This is a genomic window from Mesorhizobium sp. WSM4906 (assembly GCF_029674625.1).
GTDB lineage: Bacteria > Pseudomonadota > Alphaproteobacteria > Rhizobiales > Rhizobiaceae > Mesorhizobium.
On sequence record NZ_CP121355.1, the window covers coordinates 2,972,566 to 2,991,871 of the forward strand.

The following is a 19,306-nucleotide window of genomic DNA, read 5'->3' on the forward strand; positions in this document are numbered from 1 at the left end:
ATCAGTTCTGACCGCGGGCGCCCCGGCGCGGATGGCCGATGGGGGCAGCGGCTCGACGGGGCTTCAGCACCGCCCCCGCCCCGTCGGCAGCGCCGAGAAGTAACCGGAAGCTGAGAAATCATCGCCATGACGAACGTTCGCGACGCATCCTCCTAGGCCGACGTCCGGGCGAGCCCGTCACCAATCCATCACCACCTTACCCGAACTGCCGCTCCGCATCGCGTCGAAGCCAACCTGAAAATCGTCGATCCCGATCCGGTGCGTGATCAGTCCCGACACGTCGAGTGGCCCCTGAACGAGCGCGATCATCTTGTACCAGGTCTCGAACATCTCACGGCCGTAGATGCCTTTGAGATGCAGCATCTTGAAGATGACCTTGTTCCAGTCGATCTCGAAGCCGGTAGGCGCGATGCCCAAAATGGCGATCTTGCCGCCATTGTTCATGGTGTCGATCATGTCGCGGAAGGCGGGTGCGGCGCCTGACATCTCCAGGCCGACATCGAACCCTTCGCTCATGCCGATCGAGGGCATCACGTCGCGCAGCAGCTTCTCCTTCGAAGCATCGACGACATGCTGCACGCCGAGCTTGCGCGCCAGGTCCAGCCGGATCGGGTTGATGTCGGTGATGACGACTTTTCGCGCGCCGACGCACTGCGCCACCAGCGCGCCCATGATGCCGATCGGGCCGGCGCCGGTGACCAGCACGTCCTCGCCCACCAGATCGAAGGACAGTGCGGTGTGAACCGCATTGCCCAGCGGATCGAAGATCGCCGCGATCTCATCCGGCACGTCATCGGGGATCGGCACGACATTGTGCTGCGGGATGACCATGTACTCGCCGAAGGCGCCGGGGCGGTTGACGCCGACGCCCAGTGTGTTGCGGCAGAGATGCCCTCGCCCGGCGCGGCAGTTGCGGCAATGGCCGCAGACGATGTGACCCTCGCCCGAGACGCGCTGGCCGACCTTGTATTCGGTGACCGCGGCGCCGAAATCGGCGACCGTGCCGACGAATTCATGGCCCGTCACCATCGGCACCGGCACGGTCTTTTGCGCCCACTGATCCCAATTGTAGATGTGGACGTCGGTGCCGCAGATCGCGGTTTTCTTGACCTTGATCAGCACGTCGTTGGGGCCGATCTCCGGCACCGGCACCTCTTCCATCCAGATGCCGGGCTCGGCCTTGGCCTTCACCAGCGCCTTCATCATGTTGGACATTCTTGTGTTCCTTGAATCGCTTGATCCGGTACCGTTTTTCGGTGCCAGCCGGTCACGAAATCACGCCCAGTTCCTTGCCAACCTCGCCAAACGCTTCGACCGCGCGGTCGATGTCGGCGCTGGAATGGGCGGCCGACATCTGCGTGCGGATACGCGCCTGACCCTTCGGCACCACCGGGAAGGAGAAGCCGATGACATAGATGCCGCGCTTCAGCATGCGCGCGGCCATCTCCTGCGCCAAGGCGGCGTCGCCCAGCATCACCGGAATGATCGGGTGATCGGCGCCGGCAAGCGTAAAGCCGAGCTTGCCCATCCTGGAGCGGAAGCGATCCGCATTGGCATATAGGCGCTGGCGCAAGGCGTCGCCGTGGCGGATCAGGTCGAACACCTTGATCGAGGCGCCGGCGATAGCCGGCATCAGCGTGTTGGAGAAGAGATAGGGCCGCGAGCGTTGGCGCAGCCAGTCGACCACCTGCCTCTTGCCGGACGTGTAGCCGCCGGAGGCGCCGCCCAGCGCCTTGCCGAGCGTGCCGGTGATGATGTCCACCCTGCCCTCGACACCGCAGTGCTCGGCCGAGCCGCGGCCGTTCCTGCCAACGAAACCGACCGCGTGGCTGTCGTCGACCATCACCATCGCATCGTATTTCTCGGCCAAATCGCAGACGCCGCGCAGATTGGCGATGATGCCGTCCATCGAAAACACGCCGTCGGTGGCGATCAGCCGGAAGCGGCAGTCCTTCGCCTCCTTCAGCCGGGCCTCGAGATCGGCCATGTCGTTGTTGGCGTAGCGGAAGCGCTTGGCCTTGGAGAGCCTGACCCCGTCGATGATCGAGGCGTGGTTCAGCGCGTCGGAGATGATGGCGTCCTCCTCGCCAAGCAGCGTCTCGAACAGGCCGCCATTGGCGTCGAAGCAGGAAGAGTAGAGTATGGTGTCCTCCATGCCGAGGAAGGACGAGATCGTCGCCTCGAGCTCCTTATGCTCTTCCTGCGTGCCGCAGATGAAGCGCACCGAAGCCATGCCATAGCCATAGCGGTCGAGCGCATGCTTTGCCGCGTCGCGCAGGTTCAGGCTGTCGGCGAGGCCGAGATAGTTGTTGGCGCAGAAGTTCAGCACCTTTTCGCCGCCGACCTCGATCTCGGCGGACTGCATGGAGGAAATCACCCGCTCGGATTTGTAGAGCCCGGCCGATTTCAGGTCTTGGAGCTCGCTGTCGATATGGGAAAGGAAAGTCTGACTCATGCGCACATCCGCTCCTCGGTGGACGGATCAGGACTCTGATGCGCGTACAGGATCTCGTTGTAGGAGCCGACAATGCCCAGGTTTAGCGAGCCGTTGACGCCGAGCTTGTCGTCATCTGCCGGCGAGGAAACGGCAAAGCTGTGGGCCAGCTTCCCATAAACGAGGACAGAACGGTATGCACCGGTCTGTTTGGCCTCATCGAGGCGACGGAGTAGAGCGCTGCGCATGTCGGCGCTACGTGCCGCGACACGATCGGTCAAGTTCTGATCGCCTTGACGGTGGGCATTTGAGATTCTCCGTGGACAGCAGCAAACGGTCAGATGCCCGGCTTCAAGTAGTTGCCAGCAGGAGCTGCTTTCATGAACTGCGGCACCGGAGACGCCTCGCCAATGTAGACGCGGGCAGGTCGCGTGACGATGAATGCTACGTACTCTGCAACGTCCTCGGGTTGGAGCAGTTTCGAGTGATCATCGACATGGTTTTCGGCTCGCTGTTGAGTATCGACGGCTCCCGGGCAGAGCGCGGTGGCCTTGACGCCGAATTCGATTCCTTCGGAATCGGTCGTCTGGGTGAAGCCAAGCATGCCAAACTTCGACGCGGCGTACGCGCCGAATTTCGCAGAGGCCACTTTGCCGGCACGCGAGACGATATTGACGATATGGCCGCTTCGGCGGTCACACATATGCTGAAAGAAGGCTTGTGTACAAAGGAATGTGCCCTTGAGATTGATCGCCATCATCCAATCCCAGTCTTCCTCTCTTATGTTGGGAATGGCGTTGTGGATCGCCACGCCGGCGTTGTTTACCAGGATGTCCACCGCACCGAAGCGATCGAACGCAGCCTGCGCCAAGGCCGTGACCTGAGATTTATGCTGGATGTCGGTAAGGACGGCCAGCGCACCGGGACCACTCGCCCGGACCTCTGCTGCCACTGCTTCGATCTGGTCCATTTCGGGCGCCGCGAGAACGATGTTACAACCTTCCCTGGCGAGTGCGAGAGCGGTGGCGCGTCCGATACCCCGGCCAGCGCCTGTGATGACGGCGGTTTTGCCTTCCAATTTCACGAAAGATCACCTTTAACGTTGAGATCCCTGTTGCGGCCGTGCTGCAGGGGGGATGTTGAGGGTTAGTCCTGAGCGTCACAGTGATAGCGGCGAGGTTGGGTGCGAACTGCATCAGCGCTATTCAATGCTCCTTTGTCATTGGTATATACCAAATTGTCAAGGGCTTTGCTGCCAAATCTCGCGCACCATGGCTATCAGCGCGGCGCCGGTTGGGCCAAGCGCCTCGCTGGGGCGCTTCATTGGACTGGAGCCTGCACCAAAGTGCTCCGAATGGACCTTCTCCACTGTTTGGTTTATGCCAATGCCGGTTGCTCCGACCGTATTCAGGAATATGGATTGCGGCGGGCTTTGTTGCCCCAGCGTGCCGCCAGCTCTCGGCGGTTGGATAGCCCGGGCTGCCGAAGAAAGATAAGCTTATGGAAGACGCTACTTTGGACAGCGCCCCGTTCTACGTCAGGATCCAGAAAGATCTACTCAAGCTCATCCATGACAAAGAGGTTGAGCCGGGCGGACGCTTCCCCTCCGAAAGAGAGCTTTCGGTACGTTTTGGAGCCAGCCGGATGACCATGCGCAAAGCAGTTGATCATCTTGTGCAGGCGGGTGCGCTCGAGCGACGCGGCACGAGCGGTACGTACGTTCCCGACCATTTGTTTGACCGCCCGTTGAGCGACCACTCGCCATACAGCATCTCCGACGTCGTAAAAAAGGCCGGTCACACCCCAGGATCGAAGTTGCTGTTCTTCGAGCGACGGGAGGCCGATAACCTCGTTGCGTCAAAGCTCGGTCTGGACCTGGGCGATCCAGTTATCGCCATCGAGCGGCAACGGACAGTCGATGGAGTGCCAGTCTGTCTCGAATTCAGCCACATCCCAGCACGTCTCGTGCCAGGGTTGTCTGCAAGCGACCTGCTGGAGAACAATTCCCTCTATAAAGTTTTTCGGGAAACATTCCACGTGGTCCTGCATAGTGGTACCGGGAGCATCGGCATCCACTACGCCACGAAAGCGGAGGCAGAACTCCTTGACCTAAAGCCGGGGGCCTCTGTGCTCTTGTTTGACGCTGTGACGATAACGAGTGACGGCCACCCTTTTGAGTATCTGCGCTCTCTAAATCATCCTGATCGCGTAAGCTTCACAATTAACCAACCGCCGGGGAAGCCGGACGCTCGCCAGGGCAATCCCCCCATCCGCTGGATGTTCAACAGCTAGCCGGAACCAGTTCACGCTTCCTTTTAGGCTGTACGATGTCAAGCACTGGGAAGTGAACGCCTTAGACTCTGTGAGAGTTATGTATGCCGTTGGTGCAGGGCGCGGCCTCACATTTTCGGCAGACTGACAGCGCATTAGACGAGCCTGTCAAACGCGCACGCGTTCGGCAAGCAGGAGTATGCGGCTTGGAACCTGGAGACGCTGCCGCGCAAGCCAATCGGCACTGCACGTTTAAGGCGGCAACCCTGGCCAGCGCCGCAGTCAACCACCATCGACATCTACGCCGAACAAGCTTGTTTCAGCTCGGCCTTCTCGTTGCCGGAAAATCGTTGTTGACAGGCTGCGGGCCTCATGCATAACATTGGTATATACCAATGGCCGCGGGCTATGGAGGAGAATATCTCTACGCTCGAAAAAGAGCCAGCGCAGCAGGTATCAGCTCGCAGAAGCATTTCGATTTGAACGCCTCGCGCCGTCGAGCTTTGCATCGGCAGGCATTTCGGCCACCGCTGGTACATTCCAGCGGCAGGGGAAACTCGTTGCGCCGGAGAGCGGCTCACGTGGTTTGTGGCGGCAGGAGTTCTCGCGGGCGAAAGCCATTTGGTCGAGCACTTCACTGGTATGTACCGTCCGGTAATACCGCAACAGGAGGGAACTGGAATGAATAGCCGACGTCACAGGTTCGCGGTTATCGCCGCTGCCGCCATCATGATCGCCGGAGCGGGTTTGTCCGCACGAGCGGCAGACGTGGTGATTACCGGAAGTGGTGGCCCACCCCAGGATGCCCAACGAAAAGCGATGTGGCAGCCTGCCGCAAAAGCTCTCGGTATCACCTTTGACGAGGACACGTCCCAGGCTTGGACTGACGCCAAGGCGCAGGTGGATTCAGGTTCCGTCACTTGGGACATCGTAAACTTCAACATGGGCGAGGTGCCGCAAGCGGTTGCGGCGGGCATTTTGGTCAAGTTGCCCGCAGATATCGTCGACCGGACCCAGTACGCTCCGGGCTCCGTAAGCGACTACTGCATCGGAAATTCCGCCTTCTCAGAGGTGATGGGATACAACACCGCTAAATTCGGCGACAAGGGTCCTAAGAATATGGCGGAGTTCTTCGACACGAAGAAGTTCCCGGGTAAAAGAGCGATGACCCGTGCCGTGAAAGGCAACGCCGAGGCAGCTGCCCTGGCGCTGGGCAAGCCTCAAAACGAGGTTTACAGTTTCCTGGCTACGGACGAAGGCCAGAAGGAAGCGCTTGATAAGCTCTCGCAATTGAAATCGTCTGTGACCTGGTGGGATAGCGGCTCTCAACTCACCCAGCTGATCGTGGATAAGGAAGTTGACTTGGCCTACGGTTGGGATGGTCGCCTCAATGCAGCCATCACCGCAGGTGCTCCGTGGAAGATCGTCTATCAGGATGGAATCCTCCAGACGGACTGCTATGCGATCCTCAAGGGCAGCCCGCACCCCGAGAACGCCCTTAAATTCCTCAAGGAAATTCTCAAGCCTGAATACAGCAAGGATATGGTGAAGTATGTCGCCTATGGCCCTTCCGATCTGAGGGCCTACAAAGGCATGGACCCGGCTGTCCTTTCGAAGCTGACCCTGGCACCGCAAAACCTAGTCGGGCAGTACCCCCAGGATCCCGCCTTCTGGGGGGCCAACGGCGCAAAGCTGTCGGAAGCATTCGACGCGATGCTTCTGAAGCAGTGAAGATTGGCCTTGGTGGCGGAACCTCCGCCACCAAGGCACCACAAACCTCAAGTCCGGACGAAGCTTCAGAGCCATGCGGCGGGACGGTCCAGAGGGCTTGACCTCACCGAGTTCAGGCATGGGCATCTAGCAGGCGCAGCGCTGCATCGGGCATGCACCAGGGTTGGAACGCATAGGCCCTGAGACAACTTCGAAGTCAGGCTGAAATCAGAACTTAAGGGGATCGACTGACGATGGCCAACAACAGACCAGTTATTCTTATTTCCGGCAGTGACGGTGGTATCGGCTCGGCGATAGTCAGCGAATTGATGGAGCGCGGCTATCGGCTCAGCCTGGGTGCGATGAATGCTCGCGCCCTCGTTGAGAAATTCGGACCAGAGACACCCGACCGCATCTACCAGTCATTCGATGCTTTCGACCGCTCCAGTGCTAAGTCTTGGGTTGATCGAACAGCTAAGACATTTGGACAGATCGACGGGGTGGTGAACGCTATCGGGCTTGGTCTGCGTGTCACCATCATGGACGACAACGATGAAGACCTGGATAAGCTCTGGGAGGTGAACGTCAAGACGCCCCTGCGCCTTGTCCGGTTATGCATGCCGTATCTAGAGGCTTGCGGCAAGGGCCGTGTGGTCAACCTTGTTTCACTGGGTGGCAAGCGAATTAAGAATGTCACGGTCGGCTATGGCACGACGAAATTCGCCGCCATGGGGCTGACACACGCGATCAGGACTTATGGTTGGGATAAAGGAATTCGGGCAACAGCGCTTTGTCCTGGGTGGGTAAAGACGAGCATGAGCGTCAAGTCGCCCACCCTAAAGATTCAGCAGGACGAGATGACGGATCCGTCCACGATAGCCCATCTCGTCAGAACGGCGATCGAGCTTCCGAACAATGCTGCAATGGCCGAGATGGTCGTCAATTGCGAATTCGAAGATATCTTCTGATTTCAATAGTCGAGGATACAATGGAATATCGTCTACTCGGCCGTTCGGGCCTAAAGATCTCAACCGTCACAATGGGAACGATGACCCTAGGTGGCGTGGGTTGGGCGAAGAAGACCGGCGACTTGGGGGTCTCGGATGCCAGGCGACTCGTCGATCTCTGCATCGACGCAGGCGTCAATCTCATCGACACCGCCAATGTCTACTCCAACGGAGTAGCTGAAGAGATTATTGGAGAGGTCCTGGGTGGCAAGCGAAAAGGGGGCGTCCTTCTTGCCTCCAAGGCACGCTTCCAAATGGGTAACGGATTAAATGATGTTGGCTCCTCACGCCATCACTTGATCGCTGCATGTGAAGCAAGCCTGAAGCGGATGAGAACGGACGTCATCGACTTGTATCAGTTACATGAGTGGGATGGGCTGACGCCATTGGAAGAAACGATGGAGGCACTTGATACGCTGGTGCGTGACGGGAAAGTCCGTTACATCGGGTGCTCCAATTTCTCTGGCTGGCACATCATGAAGGCGCTAGGTGTCAGTGAGCGGGACAGACGTCATCGCTTCGTAAGCCAACAAATTCACTACACGCTTGAGTCTCGCGACGCCGAATACGAGCTCCTTCCAATTTCGGTCGACCAGGGACTAGGCGTTCTCGTATGGAGCCCACTCGCCGGCGGCCTGCTCTCCGGCAAACATCGCCGCAACCAGGCGGCGCCACAGGACAGCCGGCAATTTGCTGGCTGGACCGAACCTCCAATCCGCGACGAGAACCGTCTATGGAATATCATCGATGTGCTGGTGTCGATTGCCAATGGGCGCGGTGTATCCGCCGCTCAGATCGCACTTGCATGGTCGCTTGGGCGAAAAGCCATTACGTCGGTCGTGATCGGCGGGCGTACTGATGCACAGTTCAAAGACAACCTGGCTGCGGCCGAACTAAAGCTGACAGCAGACGAGAGGAAGGCTTTGGACGAGATCAGCATGCCACCGGTAATCTATCCGTATTGGCATCAGAGGAACGAGGCCAGCGATCGACTGAGCGAGGCAGACTTGACGCTCCTAGGTCAACATCTTCTTTCTTAGTGCACGGTTGATTAGCTTCGTCGGCCGAAGAAGCAGATGGGTTGTGCTGCAAAACCGCCCGATCTCTTCATGATCCCGGGTGCCTGACTTACATGCGGGTGTGGGCCTGCTGCTTGATCGAGACGATCCATTGAACTGGTAGTGACATGTAGGGGCGCTACGCAGGGCAAGCTCAGCAGACCCTCGACCAAGAGTACCGGGAACATGACGCGACGCGACACAGTAGCGGCGGCGGTGCTATAGCGATCCTAACGAAAGTACTCAGCTGGTCTACTTGAAAGGAAATCTTTGCCAAGACGCACGGGACTGGCGTTATTCGGCCTGATCAACATCCTCCAATGTTACCAGAGCTTTCAACAGGATTGCCGGGATGACAAATTCGTCATTGACACCAGTCACGGCTTTCTCTAGATTGGTATATACCAACTGGCGCAACGCGGCGAGTGGCAATATCGGAGGGCGCATCTCGCCCAACGAGGAAGAAAACGCCGTGCGGTGGCAAAACCAGCAGGTAGCGGGGATGAGGTCGGCGCGGACTATCGTGTCGGACCCTCATCTCCAACTTGACACGACTTTCAATACAGCAGCGGCGCATCCTCCCGTGCCTCTGCGAAATGTGGCCGGCGAACTTTTTGTTCGTCGGCCACCCCATCATTCTGCGGCTGGGCGCACTAATGGACGCTAACGAGAGTTCAGAACACTACGCATACAGCGCTGATGTCGCGTCCAAGTCGCTTCCGATCTCCATTCGGTCTGTGAACAAGGCTTACGGCGCGGTCGCCGCGCTTAAGGACGTCAACCTCGACATCAAGAGCGGGGAGTTCATGACGCTGCTCGGGCCGTCGGGATCGGGCAAGACTACCCTTCTGATGGTTCTCGCGGGGTTTGTGCGTCCGCAAGCGGGATCTGTGATGTTTGGGGATGAAGAGGTCATCGCAAAGGCGCCTCACGAGCGAGGTATAGGGATGATGTTCCAAAACTACGCTTTGTTTCCCCATATGAGCGTGGCAACAAACATCAGCTATCCACTCAGGATTCGTAAATGGTCCAGGGAACGGATCGATGCCGCGGTAGACGAGGTGCTCTCCACGGTCCAACTGTCCGGGTATCAATCGCGCCGCATTTCCGAGCTATCCGGGGGGCAGAAGCAGCGCGTTGCGCTTGCTCGGGCCGTGGTGTTCAAGCCCAAGATTTTGCTGATGGATGAGCCGCTATCGGCACTCGATAAGAACCTGCGGGAGTTGATGCAGCTCGAACTACGCGGCATGCATGAACGCCTGGGCATGACAACGGTTTTGGTGACGCACGATCAACGAGAAGCCCTGACGATGTCAGATCGTATCGCCGTCCTGCGTAACGGCGAAATCGCGCAGGTCGACAGTCCCTCCGCCCTTTATAACGCGCCAACAACAGCATTCATCGCGGGTTTTCTGGGCGAGTCTGCATTCCTGGCAGTAACGTCGCGCGACGGCATGCCCTTTTACCGGGAGCAACCGATCGTGGTCCCTGACGGTAGTGCTGTTTTGGAAGACGGCTTCCTGGTGCTGAGGCCTGAGAAACTCGAGGTGGTCACTACGCATATACGACAGCCGGAATATAACTACTTTGAGGGATCACTGGAGCGTGTTCTTTTCCAAGGCGAGAGTAGCGTGGTCTTCGTTCGCTTGGCCAATGGCGAGCGCGTTGCTGTTCGGCGTCATTTGAATGAGGGAAACAGCACTGGTCTTCCTCCGGCAGGTAGCCGTGTCGCGCTTAGCTTGCATAAGAACGATAGCCGGATCGTTCGCGACGACTTGAAGCGCTGATATGACGACCGCTGCTTCAACCGCGACCACCGACTTCAACGTCGAAGTCCTACGCAGTGCAGAGGGACGGGAGCGCCGGATCCTTCTGTCGCTCACTCTGCCGGGCATCCTGCTTGTCGCATCCGTTATTCTGCTGCCGCTTTGCGTAATGCTGTATGAATCTTTCATCGGGGAGAGCGGTTCCTTCAGTGTGGAGAACTACACAAGGCTGTGGACGAGCCCGGTCTATGGACAGGTCTTCGAACTGACCTTCAAGGTATCCTTGTTTACCACCTTGCTGGTTGCGATCATCGGCTATCCACTGACGTATGCACTCTCGCAGTTGCCCGAGCGCTCGCAGAACCTGGCCCTGCTGTGCGTCCTGCTACCGTTTTGGACGCCGGTACTCGTACGCACCTACGCCTGGTTGGTGCTCCTCCAAGACAACGGCCTGATAAATAAAGGACTCACGGGGCTTGATTTGATCTCGCAGCCCTTGCCGCTCAGCCACAACATGACCGGCGCGCTCGTTGGAATGGTGCAAGTGATGCTGCCTTTTCTCGTGCTGCCACTCTTCGCGTCGATGAAGGCGATTGACCCCAACCTTATGGCTGCCGCGTCCAATCTCGGTGCCAAGCCTTCTCGAGCTTTCAGGGACGTCTTTTTCCCATTGTCACTGCCTGGATTCCTTTCGGGGCTCTTGATCGTCTTCGTCCTCTGCCTTGGGTTCTATGTTACTCCGGCAGTTCTGGGTGGCGGCCGCGTGATCATGGCTGCGATGCGTATCGAAGCCAATGTCCGGGCCTACTCAAACTGGGGCGCCGCTAGCGCGCTTGGAATTGTCCTTCTGCTTATCACTGTCTTTCTGATCCTCGTGGCTGGCTTCGTCGGTCGTAAGGCAGGCAAGGGGATGTTCCGATGAAGTGGCTGCTGCAACCGGCGTCTCTAACCCAGGTCACACATTTGCAGCGGCTTTGGTTGTACGCCCTTACAATTCTGACGCTAGTATTTCTCGTCGCGCCAACGTTGATCGTCATTCCGATGTCCTTTTCGGGGTCGAAGTTCCTTCAATTCCCGCCTAAGGACATTTCTCTCACCTGGTACGTGAACTACTTCACGTCGCGACAGTGGATGCAGGCGACATGGGTCTCGGTTAGCGTCGCCATACTCAGCATGCTTTCCGCGACCGCAATAGGTACTGCGGGGGCTTACGGAATCTGGGTCGGTAAACCGCGCTTCAGAGCGGCGATCTGGGGTCTATTTGCTCTCCCAATGGCAATTCCCGTGATCCTGCTGGCGATAGGATCGCTATTCGTGTTCGCCAGGTTGGGTCTCGTGAATACAACGCTCGGCCTGACCCTCATGCACACGGCAATGGCGCTGCCGTTCGTAATGATCGTCGTTACGGCGGGTCTGGCTTCGTACGACATCAATCAGGAGCACGCTGCGCGCAGCCTCGGTGCTTCTCGTCTGTACGCTTTCTTTACCGTCACCCTGCCGCAGATCAGGTTTTCCGTGATTTCGGCGATGCTGTTTTCGTTCTTCGCATCGTTCGATGAAGTCGTTGTGGCGATGTTTATATCTACTGGACCCGGCTCGACCCTAAACCGCAAGATGTTCAATTCACTTAGGGACGAGCTCGACCCAACGATCGCTGCGATCTGCACCTGCCTGATCGCCATTTCGATCCTGCTAATCGTCATCGGCCAACTCACCAAACCTCGCTCACCGAAATAGCGTCGATCACACGAGATCGATGCGACAAGTCAAACCAGTCAAAACATCGAAGGACTCACGATGATTACCGAACAAACTGACGCTCAAATCAAAAATGCGTTGAACGCCGTGGCTGGTCGCGAAAATGTCACCGACATCTTCTTTGTCGCCTGTGGGGGCTCGTACGCGCACATGCTTCCAAACCAATACATCGTGGAGCGCGAAGCAAAGGCGATCATCGGCAACGCGCTCAATGCGGCCGAGTTCAAGGCGCGGGCGCCGAAACGCCTGGGCAAAAATTCCATCGTCATCGCCTGTTCCCATTCGGGCACGACCCCGGAAACCGTGGAGGCGGTCAAAATCGCCCGCGCCGCGGGTGCTCTGACCATCTCATTGACACATGATCTTGGTAGCCCGCTCGACCAGGAGTCCGAATATATAGTCTCCTACGTCCATGCACCCCTGACCATGTCGCCCATTCATTCGGCAGCGGTGTTGCAGAGGCTGACCTTCGGCATTCTCAAAATCCGAGAAGGCAACCCAAGGGCCGATGATTTCGAGAAGGGCTTGGCGGCGTTCCCCGCTCTCGCGGAGAACCTCGTCGCTGACCACGGTGGCAAGGCCGCTGAATTCGCGGAGACGCATAAACGCGAAGCGATTATCTATACGATGGCGTCGGGAGCGAACTTCGGACAGGCCTACTCATTCGCCATTTGCCTTCTGCAGGAAATGCAGTGGGTTCACTCGGCGGCAATACATGCCGGCGAATATTTCCACGGCCCGTTCGAGATCACTGACTTTGACGTGCCGTTCATCCAACTCATGGGTTTGGGACCATCCCGCGCGATGGACGAGCGCGCGCTCGCCTTCGCGCAGAAATACAGTAAGCGCGTGACGGTGGTGGACGCGAATGATTTCGGCGTGACCTCATTGCCCGAAAGCGTATCCGAGTATCTCGCGCCGTTGGTCTTCTCGCCTGTCTTGCGTGCCTACGCCGACAAGCTGTCCGAGGCCAAAGGTCATCCGCTGACCGTCCGCCGCTACATGTGGAAGATGGAATACTGACTTCCAGGCTTTTTAGGTACCCAGCCTGCCTGCGTGCGACCACCTCAACGCCCAGGCTCGCTGGTCGGCTAGATGATGACGAAAGGATGGCTGAAGCGTGCAAATCGCTTCTGCCACCTACGGTCGAACGCCCAGATCCACAAGATTCGAAGGTTCTGCATCATGTCTTCCGCCTCGCAATTCGAACGTGGGCTCGTCGGGGTCGGTGATAACGTCGTTGACCATTATCTCGATCAAGGCGTCTACTACCCCGGCGGCAACGCCTTGAACGTTGCCATCCTCGCTCACCGGTTCGGGGTGGCCAATAGCGCCTATATCGGCATTTTGGGCTGTGATCAGGAGGGCGCCCATGTGCGGGCCAGCATCCTGGCCGAGGGACTCTCAGATAGCCAACTGCGCGTCGTGAAAGGCGAGACGGGCAAGGCGAAAGTAACTCTGGTCGACGGTGATCGTGTCTTCGTTGGCTCCAATAAGGGAGGTGTGCGCAAGAGGGTGATGCTGCGCATGGACGACGATGATCTCGACCTCATCTCTCGGCTGGGGCACGTGCATTCTTCGTGCTTCAGTTATCTCGAGCCGGAACTCCCTCGCATCCGCGCGATTGCTCATGGCCTTTCGTTCGATTTTTCAACTGGTCGCGATAGGGACTACTTCGCCGCGATATGTCCGCTCGCGACGATCGCATTCTTTTCGGGTTCGGACATGAATGACGCCGAGACAGAGGCGTTCATCCGGGAGGCACATCTGCTCGGCGCGCAGACAGTGTGCGTTACCCAAGGCGAACGCGGCGCCGTCTTTAGCGATGGTCGGTCGACTTTACGTCAGGGAATCGTGCAAGCCAAAGTGGTCGACACGATGGGAGCTGGAGATGCGTTCATCGGAGGCTTCCTTGCCGCTATGCTCCAGGGGGCCTCAAGTGAAGCATCGCTTTTACATGGCGCGACATCTGCAGCGGCAGCTTGCGAGTGGTCAGGAGCCTTCGGCTATCCACATCCCACTAGTTAGCGGCGGGATGCGAGCAGGGTGCTTCTAGCGTTAGGAATCCGGCCCCGTAGACCCGGCCATTCTTGCTCGAAGCATTACGTAGCCGATGACGGTCCGTTGCTCAGCATGAGGTTGAGGCCGGCGAGTTGCACAGGCCCCCGCTAATCGGCAGCTAGCAACGAATGGGAGCTATGATAGTGCCTCAAGCGGATGTCCTAGGGCCTGGTATCGCCCATATTTCATCAATCGGCGCCGCGATAAGGGTGCCGTCGATATCGCCCGATCGTAGGCTCTCCAGACTCTGAGATGCGGACTGCGTATGCACGACGTCTTTCATAGATTTGTCGAGCACCTGTCCGAAAGCACCAATGCGGCTGATCTACGCGATGCCTTGGCCGAGACTGCGTCCTCGCTTGATCTGCCCTCATTCGCTTATCTCCTGCCATCGCTCGGTTCGCGTCGGGGGACCGATCTGATCTCCACCTATCCTCAACCATGGACATCTCACTATCTTAATAGCCGCTACGAACATGTGGACCCGGTAGTCCAGCAGGCCCGGCTAGGCCCGGATGCATTCCGCTGGGATGCGGACGGAGGCGATCTAGACTTGTCGACCCCACAGCGGCAGTTGATGGATGAGGCGACCCAATTCGGCATCCGCTGTGGCTTTACAATTCCGATCCATGACCGTCGGGGGATGTTTGCCGCGCTAACTTTCGTCTCAGATGAACGGCGGCCGCTTTTCTTTCGCATGATTGAGCGCTACGAGAGCGCGCTGCAATTGGTGGCCGTCTTCTTTCACATCCAGGCACGTCGCAGGCTGACGTCGGAGCCAATGGTGGATGGCGTCGCTTTGTCCCGTCGGGAAACTCAGTGCTTGCAATGGGCTGCTCGCGGCAAATCGGATTGGGACATCGGCCGCATTCTGGGAATTAGCCAGCGCACTGCCGCCTTTCATCTGGACAATGCCAAGAAGAAGCTTGGCGTGCGAACCAAAACCCAGGCAGCCATCCGCTTCGCATTATCGAGATCGACAGATCTGACCTGACCACCCCACCACGCTGTATACATGCACAGGTTGTGGCGACAAGGACCTTCGCCTCCAATCACGACCGATATTTGTCGCGAAGGAGAAGGCCGCCATGATGCAGTTGATCACGCCGGATCGTTACGCTGAATTCAGCCACGAGCTCGAGGAGATGCACCGCTTGCGACATCGCGTCTTCAGGGATCGCCTCAAATGGGACGTGCCGGTCAACGGCGGTTATGAAGTCGACTCGTTCGACGCCCTGGGCCCCCACTATCTGCTGCTCAGGGGACCGACTGAACGCATCGAGGGCTGTGTCCGCCTGTTGCCCACCACCGGCCCGACAATGTTGCGCGACAGCTTCTCCATTCTTCTTGGCGGCCGCCAGGCGCCGGCAAGCCCCGGGATCTGGGAGAGCAGTCGCTTCGCGCTCGACGTTCCGCCCTCCGCGCCTAAGGAGGCTGGCATTGCGCTCGGCACTTACGAACTGTTCGCCGGCATGATCGAGTTCGGCCTGTCCCGCAACCTGCACACTATTGTCACCGTGACGGATTTGCGCATCGAGCGGATCCTGCGCCGTGCCGGCTGGCCGCTCGAGCGGTTGTCCGATCCGCAGACGATCGGCGACACGCGCGCGGTCGCGGGCTTTCTCGAAGTCTCTACCGACATCCTGGAGGTCATTCGCGGCAATGGCGGGATCAAGGGCCCCGCGCTGTGGGCGCCGGTCATGAAGAACGGCTGATCGGAAGGCTCATTCCACCCCGTTTGGGAACGTATGATGAGCGATTCGAGTTCTGGTCTAGCCTGGCCGGATTGGCAGGACGAGAATGCCTATCACTATTCCGCGTCGCTCACCAGCCGCGGCTGGGCCTGGGAGTTTTTGAGGCGCAATCGGATTTTCCGAGCTGAGATAGCCGCGGCCTTGCGATGGATTGATTCATCAAAAACGCTGACTGGTACCATATTTCGGATGCCGCCTGGAGCATTCGATCTTTCGTCCTGGGGGCTGATTTTTTGCAAGCTCGATCGAAAGTAGCGCGGACGTCTTCTGGCGTCCGCGGCTATGTCCGCATGTTCTTGACGTTGCTGCCAAGCGGGCGCCGCGATCACCCAAGACGGACATATTCGATGTCTCGACCCTATCCTGCCGGGTGTCCGTCCTTCATGCGGAAGATGGGCATCAGGACGTCCTGTTCACCGACGGTGTCCGGAACCTGCAACTGGCAGTTTCCGGCGCGAATCTCATCGAGCCCGTGCGCTTGACGGCCAACGTCCTCTGGCCATCCGCGGAGACGAAGCAACGTCTGGATAGTCTTGCGTGCTTGAATGCCCTCCGATCGACCGGACGACTTCCACCGAGATTGTTCCCGGCCGAGCCCCGGTGTGCCCGATTGCGATGGGTTCTGCGCGCGCTCGACGGCTCGATTGCCGGCGCCTCGCATCGCGAGATCGGCCTCGCCCTGTTCGGGAAGGCTCGCGTCGAGCAGGATTGGGCCGATCCCGGCGACCATCTCCGTGACATGGTGCGTCGTGCGGTCAAACGCGGGCGCGTGCTCATGAACGGTGGATACAGGCGGTTTCTGCTGTAAGCTCGCCTTCGGCCGGTCAGCTGGGGAACAATTCCTTATACCCGCTCTCTATCAGCCAGCGCGTGCGCTCAAGATGACTTCGAACCGCTTTGCGGGCTCGAACCGGCTCCCGCTTGGGATCGATGCCCAATATGGTCAGCGCCATCTCTTCTTCGCTGGCATTGTCGGCGCACGCGTCGATGAGACTGAGATAGATGGAGAAGTGTCTGCTGTCGTAGGCGGTCAGGTGATCCGACCAGGGCACTTCGCTTTGGATTTCCGTTTTCATCTTGTCTGTTAGTTCAGCCTTCGGGTGGCTTGCGATCCAGAATGACGTCCTCTGACCGGCTCATCATAGCGAATAGGAACGATCATTCCTAGAACGATAGTTCCCGTTCTGGTCGGTATCTGGCCATGGATCTCAAGGAGGTCATGGCGGTCAACATGCGTCGTGTGCGCCATGATCAGGGCCTGACGCAGGAAGAATTGGCGGCACGCGCAGACCTGAGCATGCGCTATGTCGGGTCAATCGAGCGTGGTCGGGTCGCGGCAAGCGTGACAGTTTTGGGACGACTTGCAAAAGCCCTCAACGTTGATCCTTGTGATCTAATCAAGCAGTTGTAGTAAGCGGCTCAACTGGCTTGTCCGTTCGCATCTCTCGAATGAGGGCGCCTGCGCGCTGATGGCGCGCACCGGTTGCTCGTGAACCGAGCCCGCTTTCCTTCGACAGGCTCAGGCGGTCTCGGCCATACGGCTTCGCCCCTTGGCGCATGCAGCCCTTGCGGGCTGTGACGGTCGCCGGCCCTTCGGGCGGCGCAGTCTTTTTGGGTTGGCCTTTCCGGCGGCGCGGTGTGGGCGGCTCTCCCTTCTAGGCCCGCCGCGACGGCCCGCAACCCTGCGCTTCGCTCCGGGTCCTCCACTTCGTTCCGGTCCTGCGGATGCCGGCCGCCTCTGACGGCGGGCCTTTCCGGTCGTTTTCGCCGCCCACCCCGCTTCCGGGGAAGGGCGCAGCGAGAGTTGCGAGCGGAGATCAGATCATGCGCAAGACTGGCAAACGTGGAGCCCGTGGTGAGGTCGGCGCAAAACAGGGCGAGCCGCTTAAGCGCACCCTCTATTCCGAAATCACCGACCGCATTATCGCCGATCTCGAGCGGGGTTCGGTGCCTTGGGTCAAGCCATGGGGGAGGGCGAAGGCGGCGCTTGGTCTGCCGAAGAATGCCGCCACAGGGCGCAGCTATTCTGGCATCAACATCCTGATCCTGTGGGGTGCGGTCATCGAGCGCTCATACCCGGGCCAGAACTGGCTGACCTTCCGGCAGGCGCTTTCGCTCGGCGGCAATGTCCGCAAAGGCGAGCACGGCACGACCATCGTTCACGCCGATCGCTTCATCCCAAAGAATGAAAAGGAACGCGCCAAGGCCGAGGACACCGAGCCGCACGCGGTACCCTTCCTCAAGCGCTTCACCGTGTTCAACGTTGCGCAATGCGATAGCCTGCCGGAGCACCTTTACAGCAATGCCGAACCGCTGCCCGAGCGCGAGATCGTCCCGAAGGCCGAAGCGCTTATGCGCGCGAGCGGCGCTGATATTCGCATCGGCGGTGACCGCGCATTCTACTTGCCTGCCGGCGATTTCGTGCAACTGCCGCCGCAGCCGGCCTTTTTCGAACCGGTCAACTACTATCGCACCGCTCTGCATGAATTAGGCCATTGGACGGGTCATCCGACCCGGCTCGCGCGTGATTTGTCCGGTTCATTCGGCTCCAAGGCCTATGCGCGCGAAGAACTGGTCGCCGAGCTCACGGCCGCCTTCACCTGTTCGAGCCTCGGCATCGAGCCGACCGTGCGCCACGCCGATTATATCGGCTCATGGCTGACCGTGCTGCGGGAGGATAATCGCGCCATTTTCCGCGCCGCCAGCCTTGCCTCCAAAGCCGCTGATTTCCTGCTCGCCTTTCAGGCTGACGAGAGAAGCGGCGCGCAAGAAGGGATGGCGGCATGACCGCGCGCGATCCCGTTCCGCTGCAGAGCGAGCCGACGCCGGAAGGCGAGCAGACGCTCGTTCCCGGCGTCCGCCCAATCACCGCGCGTGACCGGCTGGCGCTGTTGATAGACGCGCCGATGCGCCCGCGCACGGCACAGAAGCCGCTTGATATCGGCCTCTTCGATGAGGCCCGGCGCAATCAACTCGACCTCTTCTGACAAGGAGTGTTGCCATGATCCTGATCACCGAAGACCTGCGCGCGCGGCTGCTCGCCAACGGCGCGACCGATACGGAAACCGACCACGTCCCCGTCATGAAACTGTTCAATCCGGCAGGTGCCGCGACCTGGCTTCTGACCGAACTCGACGCAGACGGCGACACGCTGTTCGGACTTTGCGATCTCGGTTTCGGGTTCCCGGAACTCGGCAGCGTCAGCCTTGCGGAACTTGAGGCTGTAAAAGGGCCGCTTGGGCTTGGCATCGAACGCGACGTTGATTTCGAAGCGCGTTTTCCGCTGTCCGTTTATGCCGAAGCCGCTCGGCTATCCGGCCACATTACCGAGACCGAGCGGCTTTTGCGGCAGGCTGCCGCATCCCTCGAAATCCCAATGCCCGAGTTTCCGCCCGACAGGACGGAATGACCGCGCCGATAGGCGCAAAACCCGCCCGCCGCTCGGCCTTTGGCCTCGCGGGAAAGGGCAATTTCAACCAGTGCAAAC

The 19,306-nt window shown here is 59.0% G+C and carries 21 protein-coding genes; 16 read left to right on the forward strand and 5 right to left on the reverse strand.

All coding sequences use genetic code 11. From position 1 onward, the window contains the following. Window positions 1-177: 177 nt before the first annotated feature. The 4 genes from tdh to QAZ22_RS14210 are packed head-to-tail and all read right to left on the reverse strand — an operon-like array spanning window position 178 to window position 3,518. Window positions 178-1,215 carry an L-threonine 3-dehydrogenase gene (gene tdh, locus QAZ22_RS14195; RefSeq protein ID WP_278207383.1) on the reverse strand — a complete coding sequence of 346 codons (1,038 nt, stop codon included), beginning with the start codon at window positions 1,213-1,215 and terminating at the stop codon, window positions 178-180. Between the two features lie 52 nt (window positions 1,216-1,267). Beyond that, window positions 1,268-2,455 carry a glycine C-acetyltransferase gene (locus QAZ22_RS14200; protein WP_278207384.1) on the reverse strand — a complete coding sequence of 396 codons (1,188 nt, stop codon included), beginning with the start codon at window positions 2,453-2,455 and terminating at the stop codon, window positions 1,268-1,270. After that, a complete protein-coding gene (locus QAZ22_RS14205) occupies window positions 2,452-2,715 on the reverse strand; it encodes a hypothetical protein (RefSeq protein ID WP_278207385.1) in 264 nt (87 codons plus the stop codon). The genes QAZ22_RS14200 and QAZ22_RS14205 overlap by 4 nt, the downstream gene beginning before the upstream one ends. Before the next feature lie 56 nt (window positions 2,716-2,771). Further along, a complete protein-coding gene (locus tag QAZ22_RS14210) occupies window positions 2,772-3,518 on the reverse strand; it encodes an SDR family oxidoreductase (protein WP_278207386.1) in 747 nt (248 codons plus the stop codon). Window positions 3,519-3,934: 416 nt separating this feature from the next. Here QAZ22_RS14210 and QAZ22_RS14215 point away from each other — a divergent pair, with 416 nt between their 5' ends. The 12 genes from QAZ22_RS14215 to QAZ22_RS14270 all read left to right on the forward strand — a co-directional run bounded on the left by QAZ22_RS14215 (window position 3,935) and on the right by QAZ22_RS14270 (window position 16,627). Beyond that, on the forward strand, window positions 3,935-4,726 hold the full coding sequence (locus QAZ22_RS14215) for a GntR family transcriptional regulator (protein ID WP_278207387.1): 792 nt from the start codon (window positions 3,935-3,937) through the stop codon (window positions 4,724-4,726). A gap of 660 nt (window positions 4,727-5,386) precedes the next feature. Next, a complete protein-coding gene (locus QAZ22_RS14220; protein WP_278207388.1) occupies window positions 5,387-6,436 on the forward strand; it encodes an ABC transporter substrate-binding protein in 1,050 nt (349 codons plus the stop codon). Window positions 6,437-6,669: 233 nt separating this feature from the next. Next, entirely contained in the window at window positions 6,670-7,383 is a 714-nt protein-coding gene (locus QAZ22_RS14225; protein ID WP_278207389.1) for an SDR family NAD(P)-dependent oxidoreductase, read from the forward strand. A 20-nt stretch (window positions 7,384-7,403) separates the two neighbouring features. After that, on the forward strand, window positions 7,404-8,462 hold the full coding sequence (locus QAZ22_RS14230; RefSeq protein ID WP_278207390.1) for an aldo/keto reductase: 1,059 nt from the start codon (window positions 7,404-7,406) through the stop codon (window positions 8,460-8,462). A 632-nt stretch (window positions 8,463-9,094) separates the two neighbouring features. Further along, window positions 9,095-10,267: an ABC transporter ATP-binding protein gene (locus QAZ22_RS14235; protein ID WP_278207391.1), complete on the forward strand. Its 1,173-nt coding sequence runs from the start codon at window positions 9,095-9,097 to the stop codon at window positions 10,265-10,267. A gap of 1 nt (window position 10,268) precedes the next feature. Beyond that, entirely contained in the window at window positions 10,269-11,168 is a 900-nt protein-coding gene (locus tag QAZ22_RS14240) for an ABC transporter permease (RefSeq protein WP_278207393.1), read from the forward strand. Next, window positions 11,165-11,983 carry an ABC transporter permease gene (locus tag QAZ22_RS14245; RefSeq protein WP_278207394.1) on the forward strand — a complete coding sequence of 273 codons (819 nt, stop codon included), beginning with the start codon at window positions 11,165-11,167 and terminating at the stop codon, window positions 11,981-11,983. Before QAZ22_RS14240 ends, QAZ22_RS14245 begins: the two co-directional genes overlap by 4 nt. A gap of 60 nt (window positions 11,984-12,043) precedes the next feature. Beyond that, a complete protein-coding gene (locus tag QAZ22_RS14250; protein WP_278207396.1) occupies window positions 12,044-13,027 on the forward strand; it encodes an SIS domain-containing protein in 984 nt (327 codons plus the stop codon). Between the two features lie 72 nt (window positions 13,028-13,099). After that, window positions 13,100-14,032, forward strand: coding sequence for a PfkB family carbohydrate kinase (locus QAZ22_RS14255; protein WP_278207398.1), 933 nt, complete (start codon window positions 13,100-13,102; stop codon window positions 14,030-14,032). Between the two features lie 298 nt (window positions 14,033-14,330). Then, the gene (locus tag QAZ22_RS14260) at window positions 14,331-15,059 is read left to right on the forward strand and encodes a LuxR family transcriptional regulator (RefSeq protein WP_278207399.1); all 729 of its coding nucleotides are present in this window, start codon (window positions 14,331-14,333) and stop codon (window positions 15,057-15,059) included. Between the two features lie 94 nt (window positions 15,060-15,153). Then, entirely contained in the window at window positions 15,154-15,780 is a 627-nt protein-coding gene (locus QAZ22_RS14265; RefSeq protein ID WP_278207400.1) for an acyl-homoserine-lactone synthase, read from the forward strand. 511 nt (window positions 15,781-16,291) lie between these two features. Beyond that, window positions 16,292-16,627 (forward strand): DUF2285 domain-containing protein, encoded by a 336-nt coding sequence (locus tag QAZ22_RS14270; protein WP_278207844.1) that lies wholly within the window; start codon window positions 16,292-16,294, stop codon window positions 16,625-16,627. Window positions 16,628-16,643: 16 nt separating this feature from the next. Here QAZ22_RS14270 and QAZ22_RS14275 read toward each other — a convergent pair whose 3' ends face one another. Then, entirely contained in the window at window positions 16,644-16,895 is a 252-nt protein-coding gene (locus tag QAZ22_RS14275) for a DUF2285 domain-containing protein (RefSeq protein WP_278207401.1), read from the reverse strand. A 125-nt stretch (window positions 16,896-17,020) separates the two neighbouring features. Here QAZ22_RS14275 and QAZ22_RS14280 point away from each other — a divergent pair, with 125 nt between their 5' ends. The 4 genes from QAZ22_RS14280 to QAZ22_RS14295 all read left to right on the forward strand — a co-directional run bounded on the left by QAZ22_RS14280 (window position 17,021) and on the right by QAZ22_RS14295 (window position 19,228). Beyond that, the gene (locus QAZ22_RS14280; RefSeq protein WP_278207402.1) at window positions 17,021-17,230 is read left to right on the forward strand and encodes a helix-turn-helix transcriptional regulator; all 210 of its coding nucleotides are present in this window, start codon (window positions 17,021-17,023) and stop codon (window positions 17,228-17,230) included. A 413-nt stretch (window positions 17,231-17,643) separates the two neighbouring features. Further along, window positions 17,644-18,606 carry a zincin-like metallopeptidase domain-containing protein gene (locus QAZ22_RS14285; protein ID WP_278207845.1) on the forward strand — a complete coding sequence of 321 codons (963 nt, stop codon included), beginning with the start codon at window positions 17,644-17,646 and terminating at the stop codon, window positions 18,604-18,606. After that, complete coding sequence (locus QAZ22_RS14290) at window positions 18,603-18,806, forward strand: hypothetical protein (protein ID WP_278207403.1); 204 nt, start codon at window positions 18,603-18,605, stop codon at window positions 18,804-18,806. Before QAZ22_RS14285 ends, QAZ22_RS14290 begins: the two co-directional genes overlap by 4 nt. Before the next feature lie 14 nt (window positions 18,807-18,820). Continuing rightward, a complete protein-coding gene (locus QAZ22_RS14295) occupies window positions 18,821-19,228 on the forward strand; it encodes a DUF2958 domain-containing protein (RefSeq protein WP_278207405.1) in 408 nt (135 codons plus the stop codon). The last annotated feature ends 78 nt before the right edge of the window (window positions 19,229-19,306 follow it).

Bases quoted from the DNA above. Each gene is read 5' to 3' on its own strand.
- QAZ22_RS14225 (WP_278207389.1), top strand. From the start codon at position 6,670: ATGGCCAACAACAGACCAGTTATTCTTATTTCCGGCAGTGACGGTGGT.
- tdh (WP_278207383.1), bottom strand. From the start codon at position 1,215: ATGTCCAACATGATGAAGGCGCTGGTGAAGGCCAAGGCCGAGCCCGGC.
- QAZ22_RS14200 (WP_278207384.1), bottom strand. From the start codon at position 2,455: ATGAGTCAGACTTTCCTTTCCCATATCGACAGCGAGCTCCAAGACCTG.
- QAZ22_RS14245 (WP_278207394.1), top strand. From the start codon at position 11,165: ATGAAGTGGCTGCTGCAACCGGCGTCTCTAACCCAGGTCACACATTTG.
- QAZ22_RS14265 (WP_278207400.1), top strand. From the start codon at position 15,154: ATGATGCAGTTGATCACGCCGGATCGTTACGCTGAATTCAGCCACGAG.
- QAZ22_RS14255 (WP_278207398.1), top strand. From the start codon at position 13,100: ATGATGACGAAAGGATGGCTGAAGCGTGCAAATCGCTTCTGCCACCTA.
- QAZ22_RS14240 (WP_278207393.1), top strand. From the start codon at position 10,269: ATGACGACCGCTGCTTCAACCGCGACCACCGACTTCAACGTCGAAGTC.
- QAZ22_RS14275 (WP_278207401.1), bottom strand. From the start codon at position 16,895: ATGAAAACGGAAATCCAAAGCGAAGTGCCCTGGTCGGATCACCTGACC.
- QAZ22_RS14280 (WP_278207402.1), top strand. From the start codon at position 17,021: ATGGATCTCAAGGAGGTCATGGCGGTCAACATGCGTCGTGTGCGCCAT.
- QAZ22_RS14250 (WP_278207396.1), top strand. From the start codon at position 12,044: ATGATTACCGAACAAACTGACGCTCAAATCAAAAATGCGTTGAACGCC.
- QAZ22_RS14295 (WP_278207405.1), top strand. From the start codon at position 18,821: ATGATCCTGATCACCGAAGACCTGCGCGCGCGGCTGCTCGCCAACGGC.
- QAZ22_RS14260 (WP_278207399.1), top strand. From the start codon at position 14,331: ATGCACGACGTCTTTCATAGATTTGTCGAGCACCTGTCCGAAAGCACC.
- QAZ22_RS14230 (WP_278207390.1), top strand. From the start codon at position 7,404: ATGGAATATCGTCTACTCGGCCGTTCGGGCCTAAAGATCTCAACCGTC.
- QAZ22_RS14290 (WP_278207403.1), top strand. From the start codon at position 18,603: ATGACCGCGCGCGATCCCGTTCCGCTGCAGAGCGAGCCGACGCCGGAA.
- QAZ22_RS14215 (WP_278207387.1), top strand. From the start codon at position 3,935: ATGGAAGACGCTACTTTGGACAGCGCCCCGTTCTACGTCAGGATCCAG.
- QAZ22_RS14220 (WP_278207388.1), top strand. From the start codon at position 5,387: ATGAATAGCCGACGTCACAGGTTCGCGGTTATCGCCGCTGCCGCCATC.
- QAZ22_RS14285 (WP_278207845.1), top strand. From the start codon at position 17,644: ATGCGCAAGACTGGCAAACGTGGAGCCCGTGGTGAGGTCGGCGCAAAA.